The 14,768-nt window shown below is 33.2% G+C and carries 13 protein-coding genes; 6 read left to right on the plus strand and 7 right to left on the minus strand.

From position 1 onward, the window contains the following. The first annotated feature begins 12 nt into the window (after positions 1–12). The gene (pruA, locus tag HM992_RS19620) at positions 13–1,638 is read left to right on the plus strand and encodes an L-glutamate gamma-semialdehyde dehydrogenase (protein ID WP_179321274.1); all 1,626 of its coding nucleotides are present in this window, start codon (positions 13–15) and stop codon (positions 1,636–1,638) included. 148 nt (positions 1,639–1,786) lie between these two features. Further along, the gene (locus HM992_RS19625) at positions 1,787–3,475 is read left to right on the plus strand and encodes a T9SS type A sorting domain-containing protein (RefSeq protein ID WP_179321275.1); all 1,689 of its coding nucleotides are present in this window, start codon (positions 1,787–1,789) and stop codon (positions 3,473–3,475) included. A gap of 78 nt (positions 3,476–3,553) precedes the next feature. Here the strand turns inward: HM992_RS19625 and HM992_RS19630 are convergent, their stop codons facing one another. Further along, complete coding sequence (locus tag HM992_RS19630; protein WP_179321276.1) at positions 3,554–4,627, minus strand: Omp28-related outer membrane protein; 1,074 nt, start codon at positions 4,625–4,627, stop codon at positions 3,554–3,556. Between the two features lie 92 nt (positions 4,628–4,719). Between HM992_RS19630 and HM992_RS19635 the strand changes: the two genes are divergently transcribed. Together HM992_RS19635 and HM992_RS19640 are read left to right on the plus strand one after the other, a co-directional pair. After that, positions 4,720–5,205, plus strand: coding sequence for a TlpA family protein disulfide reductase (locus HM992_RS19635; RefSeq protein ID WP_178983517.1), 486 nt, complete (start codon positions 4,720–4,722; stop codon positions 5,203–5,205). Between the two features lie 34 nt (positions 5,206–5,239). After that, positions 5,240–6,919 carry a DUF6029 family protein gene (locus HM992_RS19640; RefSeq protein WP_178983516.1) on the plus strand — a complete coding sequence of 560 codons (1,680 nt, stop codon included), beginning with the start codon at positions 5,240–5,242 and terminating at the stop codon, positions 6,917–6,919. A gap of 40 nt (positions 6,920–6,959) precedes the next feature. Here HM992_RS19640 and rsmG read toward each other — a convergent pair whose 3' ends face one another. Then, positions 6,960–7,586: a 16S rRNA (guanine(527)-N(7))-methyltransferase RsmG gene (gene rsmG / locus HM992_RS19645; RefSeq protein WP_179321277.1), complete on the minus strand. Its 627-nt coding sequence runs from the start codon at positions 7,584–7,586 to the stop codon at positions 6,960–6,962. 143 nt (positions 7,587–7,729) lie between these two features. Here rsmG and HM992_RS19650 point away from each other — a divergent pair, with 143 nt between their 5' ends. Both HM992_RS19650 and HM992_RS19655 read left to right on the plus strand, forming a co-directional pair. Beyond that, positions 7,730–8,827, plus strand: coding sequence for a fatty acid desaturase family protein (locus tag HM992_RS19650; RefSeq protein ID WP_179321278.1), 1,098 nt, complete (start codon positions 7,730–7,732; stop codon positions 8,825–8,827). 32 nt (positions 8,828–8,859) lie between these two features. Continuing rightward, positions 8,860–10,044 carry a pyridoxal phosphate-dependent aminotransferase gene (locus HM992_RS19655; protein WP_178983513.1) on the plus strand — a complete coding sequence of 395 codons (1,185 nt, stop codon included), beginning with the start codon at positions 8,860–8,862 and terminating at the stop codon, positions 10,042–10,044. A gap of 122 nt (positions 10,045–10,166) precedes the next feature. On the opposite strand, the gene HM992_RS19660 is transcribed toward HM992_RS19655, so the two are convergent. From HM992_RS19660 to trkA, 5 genes are all read right to left on the minus strand, one after another. After that, positions 10,167–10,418, minus strand: a complete 252-nt coding sequence (locus tag HM992_RS19660; RefSeq protein ID WP_178983512.1) for a hypothetical protein — start codon at positions 10,416–10,418, stop codon at positions 10,167–10,169. A 240-nt stretch (positions 10,419–10,658) separates the two neighbouring features. Further along, a complete protein-coding gene (locus tag HM992_RS19665) occupies positions 10,659–10,853 on the minus strand; it encodes a hypothetical protein (protein WP_179321279.1) in 195 nt (64 codons plus the stop codon). A 25-nt stretch (positions 10,854–10,878) separates the two neighbouring features. Continuing rightward, a complete protein-coding gene (locus tag HM992_RS19670; protein WP_178983510.1) occupies positions 10,879–11,160 on the minus strand; it encodes a hypothetical protein in 282 nt (93 codons plus the stop codon). A 572-nt stretch (positions 11,161–11,732) separates the two neighbouring features. Then, positions 11,733–13,235, minus strand: a complete 1,503-nt coding sequence (locus tag HM992_RS19675; protein ID WP_179321280.1) for a TrkH family potassium uptake protein — start codon at positions 13,233–13,235, stop codon at positions 11,733–11,735. Positions 13,236–13,243: 8 nt separating this feature from the next. Beyond that, positions 13,244–14,593 (minus strand): Trk system potassium transporter TrkA, encoded by a 1,350-nt coding sequence (gene trkA / locus HM992_RS19680; RefSeq protein ID WP_178983508.1) that lies wholly within the window; start codon positions 14,591–14,593, stop codon positions 13,244–13,246. Positions 14,594–14,768: the final 175 nt, after the last annotated feature.

The raw sequence follows: 14,768 nt of genomic DNA on the forward strand, positions 1-14,768 counted from the left end.
AAACTTTTAACGATGGGAAAAGGATTCTTTAATGTACCTGTAGCAGTTAACGAACCTGTTATGTCTTACGCACCTGGTTCAGCAGAACGCAAAGCTGTTGCTGAAGCTTACAAATCAATGTTTAACTCAAAGGTTGAAGTTCCTATGTATATAAACGGAAAAGACGTGAAAACTGGAAATACCAGAACAATGTCTCCTCCACACGATCATAAACATATTGTAGGAGAATATCATTTAGCAGAAAAGCAACACGTTGACGAAGCAATTTCTACAGCGTTAGAAGCTCGTAAATCTTGGTCTCAAATGCCATGGGAACAACGCGCTGGGATTTTCTTAAAAGCCGCTGAATTAATTGCTGGTCCTTACAGAGCCAAGATTAATGCGGCAACAATGATTGCACAGTCTAAAACAATTCATCAAGCTGAAATTGATGCGGCATGTGAGTTGATTGATTTCTTACGTTTTAATGTTCAGTTTATGACTGACATTTACATGGAACAACCAGAAAGTACAAGTGATGCTTGGAATCGCGTTGAATACAGACCACTTGAAGGTTTCACCTATGCTGTAACCCCTTTTAACTTTACTGCTATTGCTGGAAATTTACCAGCTTGTATGGCATTAATGGGAAATGTTGTCGTATGGAAACCTAGTGATAGCCAAATTTATTCTGCAAAAGTAATAATGGACATTTTTAAAGAAGCTGGAGTACCAGATGGTGTTATTAATGTTGTTTTTGGGGATCCTGTTATGATTACAGAAACTGTATTAGCTAGCCCAGATTTTTCTGGTTTACATTTTACAGGTTCTACATTCGTATTTAAAGAATTATGGAAACAAATTGGAAACAATATTCATAACTATAAAACCTATCCAAAAATCGTTGGAGAAACTGGAGGAAAAGATTTTATTGTCGCTCACAAATCTGCTAACGCTAAGCAAGTCGCAACCGCCATTTCTCGTGGTGCTTTTGAGTTTCAAGGACAAAAATGTAGTGCAGCATCTAGAGCTTACATTCCAAGTAATATCTGGGAAGACGTTAAGAACTTCGTTATAGAAGATGTAAATTCTTTTAAACAAGGCTCGCCAGAAGACATGAGTAATTTTGTAACGGCAGTAATTCACGAAGGATCTTTTGATAAATTAGCGAAATATATTGATGAAGCTAAAGCTGCTAGCGACGCTGAAATAGTTGTTGGTGGAGGTTATGATAAATCTGAAGGATATTTTATTGAGCCTACAGTAATTGTTACTACCAATCCAAAATATTCTACTATGTGTACAGAATTATTTGGACCCGTAATGACTATATATGTTTATGAAGAAGACCAATTTTCTGAAACTTTAAAATTAGTTGATGAGACTAGTGAATACGCATTGACGGGAGCTATTTTATCAACATGCCGTTATGCCGTAGAAGAAGCTACCAAAGCATTACAAAATTCGGCTGGTAACTTCTATATTAATGACAAACCAACTGGTGCCGTTGTTGGTCAACAGCCATTTGGCGGTGCAAGAGCATCTGGAACAAATGATAAAGCTGGTAGTGCCCAAAATTTAATGCGTTGGGTGTCTCCAAGATTAATTAAAGAAACCTTTGTGACTCCTGTAGATTATAGATATCCATTTTTAGGTTAAAAAATTTATAATAAACTGAAATTTAAATCCTTAGAAGTTCAATACTTTTAAGGATTTTTTTTGCTTTTCATAGAAATGATGTTGAAAACAAGTAATAGCTAAAGTAAACTTTGTATCTTTTCGAGATAATAATTCAAATTCGCTACTTATGAAAAAACAATACCTTACTTTTTTATTGTGTTTACCTTTTTTAAATTTTGCACAAACTTCCATAACCTCTGAAATCATTCCGGATTTATCTGATTATGGTATAGTCACTAATTATCCTGGAGAAGCTGAATATGAAATATTTTTAAGTCCAGATAATATATTAGACAAACCCATTTTTGTCGTTGATGGTTTTGACCCAGGAGACACCAGAGATATCACTGGGTTATATAATTCACTAGACTATGCAGGAACAGAGGGCAATCAAAATTTAGCCGATTTAGTAAGAGCTGAGGGTTTTGATGTCGTTATTTTAAATTTTCCAACATATACAAGAACCGCAGATGATGTTATTGTAGATGGTGGCGCCGATTTTATGGAACGTAACGCTATGGTTTTAGTAGAACTTATTGAAACAATAAACGATGACAAAGCTGGTAACAGTCCTGAACAAAATGTAATCATAGGGCCAAGTATGGGAGGAGTAATTGCACGGTATGCTTTAAATTATATGGAAGCTAATTCACTAGATACAGATACTAGACTTTATATCTCTTTTGATTCTCCTCACCTTGGTGCTAATGTCCCAATTGGTTTACAACATCAATTAAACTTCTTAGCCTATAATGAAACCGATCCCGTTGAAGAAGTACAACCTTTAATTAATGGTCTTTTAAAATCCTCAGCAGCAAGACAATTATTAACAGATCATTTAGAGGCTCATTTAACTGAAACCGATTTAGTATCATTTGACCCTGCATTAAAACTACCAGCAGCTCATCCATTTAGAGCTATATTTGAAACTCATATTAACGCCTTAACTCCATCTGGCTTTCCAGAGACAACAAGGAACGTTTCTATAATTAACGGTAGTGGTAGCAATAACACTTACTTCGCAATTGGAGATTCTGGACCAACCGTTACAAATGATTATCCTGTAATAAGCACCACACTAAGTATACCTATTTCTATATTTACCGCTAATATTTTAATTGATGTTAACTTCACACCAGCTGCAGGAGAAACAAATACGGTGAGTAGTATTTCGATACAATTATTAGGAAATGAAATTGAAGGCTCTGAAGCAGAAAGTGAATCCTTTAGTTATTCTAACGGTGTAGATGCTGCTCCAGGTGGCTTATTTGGTTTATCTGGAATTACTGGAGATTTAGGTACAGACGGTGGAATTGCTAGCGATTTTGTAAACGCAATCGCTATAGATAAATTTAATTTCGTCCCTTCTGTTAGTGCATTAGCTGTAGCGTTTACTAATGACGAAATAAATTGGAATCATACCATAGACTTAGAAAGTCCTAATCCAACAACCAATACTCCTTTTGCCAATACATTTACTCCAAACGACAATGAACCTCACGTACAGCTTACCGAAGCAAATGTTGCTTTTGCATTATACGAAATATTAAATTCTCCTTTAAACATTACGAATTCTGAATTGATTGCCATTCAATTAGATAAAAACCCAATAACAAACGAATTAGTATTACGTTCTAGCAAGAATAGCAATGCTAATATTAGTATTATAGATGTCGCTGGCAAAACGATTTTCAATACCTCAACAACATTAAGCGACAGGACTTCAATACCTGTTAATTTAGATTCCGGTTTTTACGTTTTAAATGTGGTAACCGAAAACAACACTAGGTTTATCACAAAACTTATAGCGCAATAATCACAACATATCCTTAGACAAAAAAATCCTGTAAATTTTATTTACAGGATTTTTTATAATAATAGTTTTTAAGCGCTCTTACAATTCTTCAATAGTTTGAGTATCCCCAAAACTTGCTGACCTTGCATTATAAACTCCGTTACTACCACCATTGATAATGAAAGCAACAACTCTCATTTTAGATGTATTAGTGACATTGCTTGGCACATCTGCAGTTATAGTCTGCGAGTATTCATTTTCTGCAAACACTTCCTCTGATGGTAGACTACTACCTAATAAATCCGTTACAGAGGCTCTTAACACATTATCATGTTCAAAATTTGATAACGATGCACCACCACCATAATAACTCGTATAATTAGTTTGATCATGTAATAAATCATCCTCTAAAATATATACAACTAACTTAGGGTTGTTTACTGATAGTGTACCAAACTTTATTTTCACATCAAGTGAAATTGTATTACCATCCAAGGTAGGCGTTAACGCTAAACCAACATCAGCACCAGCATCCGCTAAATTAACAATTTGACTTACATTACTAGGCTCTGGATAGGTCCATGTAGTCGTTCTATTTAACATTGCTGTTGGATAACCAGATAATCCTATAAGATTCTCTAACGAAGAAGCATTATAAGTATAAGGATCATAATAACCACTAGATGGATCTGTAGTTGCGCGGTGTATCGCTACAGTAACTGATTGATCTGTAGTCGCTTCTACCTGTTCAATACCATAAGATACTCTAGGACACCATCCACACCAAGTTCCTGTATAGTCCTCTATCAAAACATTTCTTTTAAATTTCGTAGGCAACTCTAATACAGTTACTAATAAAGGCTCGCTTGTTAATCCGCCGTAAGTAGCTACAACACTTAATACTCCTGCCGTTTGAGAGGTATAATTAATACCGCTAATACCAACACCATTAACAGATAAACTTGCAGAATTAGTTACGACAGCACCAGAATCTGTAATGACATTAAAAAATATAGCATCACCAACATAAACATCGCTGCTAGATTGCCTGGTTACCGTTATACTTGTAGCTTGATCACCACCACCTGAATCATCACTACTGTCACTACTGCAGCTTGTAAAAATTAATGTTAAGGCAAGAAATAAAGATTTAAAAATGTAATTTGTTTTCATGAAGGTTTTTTTTAATTCATTAGCTAATATAAACTAATTTTAATTTTTTGGTAGTATTATTGTAGAATTACTAATGAAAATAATTTATTCAAATGAAAAACAGTTGTATTTTATTAATATGTTTAATAATATTCAAATTCAGTGACGCTCAAGAATTACCGAATATCACATTAAAAAGTATTGACGACAAAACAGTCTCTATTCAAGAGTTAGCAAACACTGACACCGTTAAAGTTTTTAGCTTTTGGGCTACTTGGTGTGTTCCATGTATTAATGAACTTGATGCAATTAGCGAAGTTTATGACGAATGGCAAGAAGAAACTAATGTAGAAATCATAGCGGTTTCTACTGACGATTCTAGAACAAAAAAACGCGTTATTCCACTTGTAAATGGCAAAGGTTGGGAATATCAAATTCTACTAGATGATAACCAAGATCTTAAACGCGCTTTAAACATTGCTGTATTACCCTATCTTATTGTCGTTAAAAATGGAGAAATTGTACATCAACATACAGGTTATACACCAGGAAGTGAAGACGCCTTATATGAAGTGATTAAAAAGCATTCTAAACAATAGATAAAACTACCAACTACTAGCTAAAACCAATACTATGAAAAGACTGATGTTACTATTAGTTTTTTGTCTATCAGGACAATTTATTTTTGCACAATTATTAGATAACTTAAGAATAGGATTTGAATCGAATTCGGCATGGTATAATGACGACAAAAAAACAGGATCTTTTTATGACAATGAAAATCAGGATGGAGACAAACATCTACGCTTTAACAACTATCTAAAATTAGATTATACATTTTTAAAGAACTTTACCGCTACAGTTCAAGTTGAATCTTATGAGCCTTATGCATTAATAAACTACTCACCTAATTTTGAAGGGACCAATGTAGGCACTTATGCATTAAACTATCGAAATTCTAAATTAAACGTTACCGCAGGACATTATTATGCACAATTTGGTAGCGGATTAATCCTAAGAACATGGGAAGACAGACAACTAGGTCTTAACAATGCTTTATTAGGTGGCAAAGTTGAATATGAACCGATAGAATCTGTATCGTTAACAGGTTTATATGGTAAACAACGATATGGTTTTAAAACTTCTGATGGAGAAATATTTGGAGCAAACGCAGAAGTTGACTTGTCTTCTATCTTAAGTTTTGAATCGTCATCAATAAGTCTTGGCCTTAGCTATGTAGGCAGAAAGGAAGCGATTGATATAGAAGACCCAGAATTTAATGAATTGACGAATGCTTTTTCGGGACGATTAGATTATTCAGAAGGTAACTTTTACTCTAGCTTAGAATATGTTTCTAAGAGTGAAGATGCCATTGTCCAGTTAAGTCAACTGTCTAATGCTTTTGTAAAACCTGGAAATGCTATTCTATTAAACACTGGTTTTTCTAAAAAAGGATTTGGGTTAGATGCTACATTTAGAAGACTCGAAAACATGACGTTTTATTCAGAGCGCAAAAAAGACGGTAATCTTTTTTTAGAAAACATCGTTAACTACACTCCTGGTTTAACAAAACAACACGATTACTTATTAACTAATATATTTGTTTATCAAGCGCAATCTCAGGTTTCATTTTTAGACCCAGGAATTTTAAAAGCAGGAGAAATAGGTGGTCAAATAGATCTATTTTATAAAATAAATAAAGACACACCTTTAGGAGGAAAGTATGGCACAAAACTAGCATTTAATGTATCGTATTGGGCTGGCTTAAAAGGAGATTTCGATTATGGAAACCAAGACTATAGCACAGATCTTTTCGGTTTTGGAAATAAATACTTCTCAGATATTAATTTTGAAGTTCGAAAAAAATGGAGTCCAAAATGGAGCACTATATTTTACTACGTGAATCAATATTACAATAAAAAAGAGATTGAAGGAAACTTTGGAGCGGACCCTATTAAAACTAATATTTTTGTTGCAGAAGCAACACACAAACTAGGTGGAGGAAAATCTATTAGGTTTGAAGCTCAAAAATTATGGTCAGATTCTGAATCACATGATTGGACTGGAGGAACTTTTGAATTCAATTTAAATTCCAAATATTCGTTCTATGTTAATGACATCTATAACAGTGGAGATGATGGAGACACAGCAGAAACACATTATTTTAATGTAGGTGGTAGTTACACAAAAGGTGCTACACGATTAGGATTAAATTATGGAAGGCAGCGTGCCGGACTTATTTGTGTTGGTGGTGTTTGTCGTTATGCTGCTGAAGCAACTGGTGTTAGCGCCAACTTAACGATGTCTTTTTAAAAAACGATATTCAACAATAATATTCATCCTGCCTTTAATTCTATTTAAACTTTAAAGGCAGGTGAATTATTTTTTTAGTTTCAAAAAACGATTCATCAAAATAATCAGAAAGCAAGAATGCCTTAACCGTTTTGTATTGTTTCAATTCTTCGGTTAAATCGCCTCCTTTTAAATAGAGAATGCCATTTTTTAATTCGTTCTTTTGAGTTTTTGCAACTTTACCTTTAACCCAAGTGGTAAACTCTGGCATCGTTGTTACAGCTCTACTCACAATAAAATCGTAAGTTTCATCTATAGCTTCTACCCTACTATGTGTAGTTTTTATATTAGTGAGTTCTAATTCTTCAGCAACTGCATTAATAACTTTTAGCTTTTTATTGATGCTATCTACCAAATGAAACTGACATTCTGGAAATAAAATAGCCAAAGGTACACCAGGAAATCCACCACCTGTACCAACGTCTAAAATTGAAGTGCCTGGTGCAAAACGGATCACTTTTGCGATACCTAAAGAGTGTAAAACATGTCGTAAATATAACTCATCAATATCCTTTCGAGAAATGACGTTGATTTTACTATTCCAATCTTTGTATAACCCTTCTAAAGCTTCAAATTGTTGGATTTGAATTTCAGTTAAATCTGGGAAGTATTTTAGGATGAGTTTCATTTTTAAAATTTTTACAAAAATACTTAATTTTAATCTTCATAATTTAACGTTAAACGATTAAGGTTGCTTTTTATTTATTAACTATCTTTGTATTCTTATAATGTTTTATAATCCCTGACGTTATAACTAAAAAAACTGATTAAATGGCACAACAAACCGTCAAATTCTCTCGAACTGACTCTGCAAAGTTCTTTAGAACCCTTAACAAACGCGTTAATAATTACTTTAAAGACAATAATATTAAAAAAACAGGAAACTGGAAGCTTTATACAAAAGCCATTATAATGTTTACATTATTACTTGGCCCATTAGTTGTATTGTTAACCGTAGACGACATACCTACATGGGTTCAAATCATTTGTATGATGGTTATTGGTATTGGAATGGCTGGCGTAGGAATGAATGTTATGCACGATGCTAACCATGGCTCCTTTTCTAGTAAAGCATGGGTAAATAAACTCATGGGAAGCAGTATTCATATTTTAGCTGGTAACGATTACAATTGGAAAGTACAACACAATGTATTACACCACACGTATACAAATATTCAAGGGCACGATGAAGATATTGATGCAGGAAGAATAATTCGTTTTTCTAAACATGCCAAATGGCTAAAAATTCATAAATACCAAAAGTATTATGCCTTCTTATTATACGGATTGCTCACCGTTAATTGGGCTATTACAACAGATTTTAAACAAACCTACCAATACCTTAAAAGAAAATTGTCTTATGGCGAGTTTCCTAATCCTGCAACACAATGGACAAAATTGATTATCGGTAAAATATTATACTATTCTATTTGGGTAGTGTTACCATTGGTTTTAGGTTATACTTGGTGGCAAGTTTTAATCGGGTTTTTAATTATGCATTATACAGCTGGTATGATTCTGAGCGTTGTTTTTCAATTAGCACACGTTATGCCAAATACCGAAATGCCTTTACCAGACGAAAATGGCAATATGAAAAATACTTGGGCAATTCACCAACTATTTACAACATCTAACTTTTCACCTAAAAGCTGGATTGTAGAATTTTATACTGGTGGTTTAAACAGACAAGTTGAACATCATTTATTTTCAAACATTAGTCATGTTCATTATAAAAATATAGCAAAAATAGTAAGAGAAACTGCGCATGAGTTTAGCTTACCTTACAACGAATACAATTCAATTTGGAAAGCTATTTCCGAGCATTATCATCAATTAAAAGAGTTAGGTAGAAAGCCAAGTATGGCTTAATACAATGTCTAGTTTAAAAACCACCAATTACAATGAATCAACTATCGGATAGAATTAATAATCTAGCCACATCAGCTACGCTGGCAATGGCAGCAAAAGCTAGAGAACTAAGAGCAGAAGGAAAAGACATTATTGGATTAAGTTTGGGAGAACCGGACTTTAACACACCTGATTTTATTAAAGACGCTGCAATTGAAGCTATAAATCAAAATTACAACAGCTATACTCCTGTAGATGGCTACGTAGAATTGAAAGAGGCTATTATTAATAAATTTAAGCGCGACAATAACCTCAACTATACATTACCACAAATAGTCGTTTCTACTGGAGCAAAACAATCCTTGGCTAATATAGCTGCTGTGATGCTAAATCCTGGTGATGAAGTTATTTTACCTTGTCCATATTGGGTAAGTTATAGTGATATTGTAAAATTGAGCGATGGAGTGCCTGTAGAAGTTCAAACCTCTATAGATACCGATTTTAAAATGACAGCAGAACAACTAGAAGCTGCCATTACGCCAAAAACTAAAATGATTTGGTACAGCTCTCCTTGTAATCCAAGTGGCTCTGTTTATAGTAAAGAAGAATTAAGAGCTTTAGCTGATGTACTGAAAAAGCATCCAAATATTTATGTTGTTTCAGATGAAATATACGAACATATTAATTTTAAAGGAGGTCATTTTAGTATGGCTGAATTTGAAGATATGTACGACAGAACTATTACAGTAAATGGTGTATCTAAAGCGTTTGCTATGACTGGTTGGAGAATCGGCTATATAGGAGCACCAGATTGGATTGCGAGAGCCTGTAACAAAATGCAAGGTCAAATTACTAGTGGAGCTAATTGTATTGCGCAACGTGCGGTAATTACGGCTTTAGAAGCTGATCCTTCAAGCATAAAGTATATGGTTGACGAGTTTAAAGTAAGACGTAAACTCATCCTGAATTTATTAAGTGAAATAGAAGGCTTTAAAACTAACGAACCAGAAGGAGCATTTTATGTATTCCCTAATGTGTCTTCATACTTTGGAAAAACCATTAAAGGAAAAACTATAAATAATGCATCTGATTTTTCTCTGTTTTTACTAGAGGAAGCTCTAGTAGCCACTGTAACAGGTGAAGCTTTTGGTAATCCAGATTGTATTAGAATTTCTTATGCCGCTTCTCAAGAAGAGATTAAAGAAGCTATTAAGCGTATTAAGACGGCGTTAAGTTAAATTATAATCGTCATATTTTTCATAAAAAAAAAGTTGTAGCATTAAATGTTACAACTTTTTTTTATGAAAAATGTCTAGAGGGAAAAACCATACATTATAGACATATAATATTTGGAATACATTTAAACTAAAAGAGCGAAACCAGCAACAAAGACGGATATTTTTAAAATCATTGTCGCCCTATTTCCAAGTTTGCTTAACTGAGGAGATTTAGCACGTTGCCTAATACCAAATATGGACTTCTTCCTTGCCTTTTTAAAATTATATTTTACAATGCGTTTATATCTTGAATTCAATAAGCCCCTAGAGGTAAAATGAGCCTTTTTAGCACGCGCTATCTTATGTCCTAAACTTTGTTTTAATGTTGATTCCATAAGCTATAATTTTGAGGGTTGAATTAAATAATACTCATTAAAAGTACAAAAATATTAATCAAATCCTTAAAAAAAAGCCAAATATTATCATTTTAACATTAAAAAGACTAAATAAATCAATAATTAGAATTGACTATAACACAGAATACTCATCTAAATTTAAATAGTTGTTCCATATTAGAGTAGCAATATCCATAGTAATCCACCTATAATTAAAAAAGACACCCCAATTACTTTTAACTACAGTATTTGATTTTCTCTTTTTAATTTGTACTTAATCATCTCTAATTGTTGTGGGGTTGCTTTAGGAAAATTGTATTCTGTTTTTCTTTGCTTATCATAACCACCAAGAGTCTTTCTAAATCTCTTAGATTTATCAAGCTTAATAGCATTATTACTTCTTAAGGTACTCATCATGGATTCTGCAAAAGGCATAAATAATATTTTTAATAATTAAACACTACAATGAAATTAATTCGATAATACCATCTGTTGAATAAGCCAACACACCTAAAAGTATAAAAAACAAAATAACTGTGAGTAAAATAACTTTTAGCATTCTAACTTTCTGTTCTTCTTTTAAACGCTTACGAATCATCTTTAACTGCTTAGTCGTAGCTTTAGGTAAATTATATTCCGTTTTACGATTGGGATTATAACCACCAAGTACATTCTTAAACTTATCCCGTTGAGGCAACTGACGTCTGTTGTAGTTAATAACATTCATTGAGTTAGATGGCATAATTTCTATGTTTTAAAAATGAAATAAATTGAATCACATTACACTATATTTTCATACGTGATTTCAGCTATAAAAGACACCTTGAGTGTATCAGTTAAAAGTTCAGAGTGCGATAAATAATTCTATTAGAACAATAGTTATTTATAATTTGAATACAACAAGCCTTGTGTTTTAAAATGAGTCACCGCAATGGGTTCTGGTTCAAATTCTAATGGTGTGTCTAATACTAATCTCATAATTGATAATTTAATTGGTTGTACAAATAAGACGCACAATCATTACAAATGTTACAGACTGTATTTCAAGACATCACAAAAACAAAGCTTCAAAAACCACAGAAATATTAATGAGAATATAGGCTAGCTATATTTTGAAAAAACTCAAAAAAAAGAGAAAGTTTAACGATTTTCTTTAGCTATAACATAGATAAAAAGCACCAAGCCTATCGTTTTTAGGATTAGAATTAACGGACTAAATTTGAAGTTATTCAGAAAGAGTAAAACAGAGCCTAGAATTATAAATGCTGCGGCTAATAATTTAGTTTTATTTACAATCATAATTAACAACTTTTACTAACGGTTACGCCAAAAGAACGGGGTCAATAATATAAGAACCGTAAACAATTCCAATCGACCTATAAGCATTAAAAAAGAAGCCCACCATTTTCCCAAAGGAGGTAATGCCGCATAATTATTTACAGGTCCAAAATCACCCAAAGCAGGACCAACGTTCCCTAAACTAGAAGCCGACAAACCAATAGCAGACGTAAAATCTATTTCGAACATAGAAAATACTAATGCTCCAACAATGAAGGATAACATATAGAGGATAAAAAATCCTAGCACATTAAATACAATATCTTTAGATACCGATTTCCCATTATAGCGTACAGGAATAATAGCATTAGGATGCAAAGCGCGTTTAAATTCTAAAAAACTGTTTTTAATTAAAATTAATTGACGCATTACTTTTACTCCACCAGAAGTACTACCAGCAGAACCACCTAAAAACATCATTCCAAAAAAGAAAACGGTTAAAAAGTCGGTCCATAACGTATAATCTGCACTAATAAAACCCGTCGTTGTTATTACAGACAATACCTGAAACAAAGCATGTCTCAGCGCACTCTCTGCCTCACCTAAAACCATTGGATGCACAATAGTTGACTGCGATATGTCTGCTCTAAAATAGATTAAAACCGCAGCAATTACAGTAAATATTACAATGAATTTAAAGTAGAGACTAAACTCTTCGTCTTTTAAAACCTTAGAAATTTTTCCTTTAAATAGATAGTAACTGAGCACAAAATTAGTACCAGCCAAAAACATAAAAAATATAATAATGTATTGTATCGCAGGATTATCATTCCAGTACGCTACGCTCGCATTTTTTGTTGAAAAGCCTCCGGTAGACACCGTACTTAGCGCATGATTAATAGCATCAAAAAAAGACATTCCAGCGATTTGTAACAAAATCGTTTCAGCTGCAGTATAACCAACGTAAATAAGCCATAAACGCTTGGCCGTATCTGTAATTCTAGGATGTAATTTATCTGCACTAGGCCCTGGTGCTTCAGCTGCAAATAATTGCATACCTCCTACTCCAAGTAAAGGTAAAATAGCAATAGCCAATACAATAATTCCCATACCACCAATCCAATGTGTCGTACTTCTCCAAAACAAAACACCTTCCGGAATTACTTCTATATCGTTTAAAATACTAGCACCTGTTGTCGTATACCCAGAAATAGTTTCGAAAAAAGCATCTGTAAATGACGGAATAGCTTCTGTAGCAAGATAAGGCAAGGTTCCTGTTAGTGACATTACAATCCATCCAAAGGCAACAACAATATAACCTTCGCGCTTATTCATTTCCTTGCGATGATCTTTGGTTCTATACATCGCCAAAACACCAATTAAGAGCGTTGCAATACCAGCTAAAAATAATTGTAATGTTACTCCATCTTTATAAATAAAACTTATAAATGTCGCAATAAGCATAAACCCACCATTGAATAATAGTAGTAATCCAAAAAAGTGAAAAATAATTTTATAGTTGAGTTTTATACGAGACATAATATCTATTATGAGAAAAATCGTTCTACTTCAGAAATAGATCTTGGTAAACAACAGACCACAACACGATCTCCTGCTTCAATCTTAAAACTACCTAATGGAATAGATCCTTGTCCTTCTCTTATTACACCTCCAATAATAGCAGATATTGGAAACTTCACATCCTTTATAACCTTATTCGTTATTTTAGATTTTGGTTTAACCACAAACTCTAAGAGTTCCGCATTCATATTGGTTAACTTAGTCATAGCAACCACTTCTCCTTTTCTAATGTATCTAAAAATATTATTTGCTGCTAATAATTTTTTATTGATTAACGTATCAATACCAATAGATTGTGATAATTGATAATAATCCATATTTTCAACCAAGGCAATAGTTTTTTTAACCCCTTTTGATTTTGCTAATAAACAAGACATTATATTAGTTTCTGAATTACCTGTCACAGCAATAAAGGCATCCATATCCGAAATGTTTTCTTCGTCTAAAATATCTACATTTCTACCGTCACCACAGATAACTAAAGCATTAGGAATATCTTCTGCTAATTCTTCCGCTTTACCTCTTCTACTCTCAACCAATTTAACATTAAACTTACTTGAGCACAAATCCTTGGCTGTTTGGAAACCAATTTGACTTCCTCCAAGAATCATAACATTCTTAATAAGAACTTTAACCTTACCTGACAATTTAAATAATTCTTCATCCCCATTTCTAGACGTCATAAAGACCACTTTATCTCCTTCTTTAAAAATAGTATCACCACGAGGTATGATGGTATATTGTGTTCCTAAACGTTGAATTGCAATAGGAATAAAATTCAATTCAGGATATATGTCTGCAGCTTCTTTTACTGTTTTATCTACAAACGTTGCCGTTCTAGATAAACGTAAACCTAACATGGTTAATGCTCCGTTTTCAAACTCATAAGTATCATTAAAACCATATTGATTTAATAATAATTCAATTTCTGAAGCGGCTAAGGATTCTGGTGAAATTAATTCATCAATTCCAAATTTAGAAAACCCAACCGTTTCCTTATTATCTATAAACTCGGTATTTGAAATACGCGCAATAGTACGTTTTGCACCTAATTGTTTTGCTAAAACGCAAGCCGTAATATTTGTGGTTTCCGAGGATGTTACGGCAATAAATAAAGCTGCTGTATCTATGCGTGCATCTCTTAAAATGGAAATTGACGTAGCATCACCTTTAATAGTTCTAATATCCAAGTGCTCACCAGCATATGCTAAACTATCTTTTTTTGTATCTATTAAAGTGATTTCTTGTGATTCGTAAGATAAAAGCTTCGCCAAATGAAATCCTACTTCACCTGCACCTGCGATAATAATTTTCATGTGTCAACATTTATTTTTCAAAGGTCATACTTCGACTTTGCTCAGTACAGGCAAGCTGTTCGCAATTAATCATTTGATGGACTGATAGAATCTTGAATACGCTCCCTTCATTGTATTTCTTTGAAATAAGCATACAAATATACTTATAAGTTGCAAGTTATAAAGAGCCTGTAGT

This window comes from Winogradskyella helgolandensis (assembly GCF_013404085.1).
GTDB classification, from domain to species: Bacteria; Bacteroidota; Bacteroidia; order Flavobacteriales; family Flavobacteriaceae; genus Winogradskyella; species Winogradskyella helgolandensis.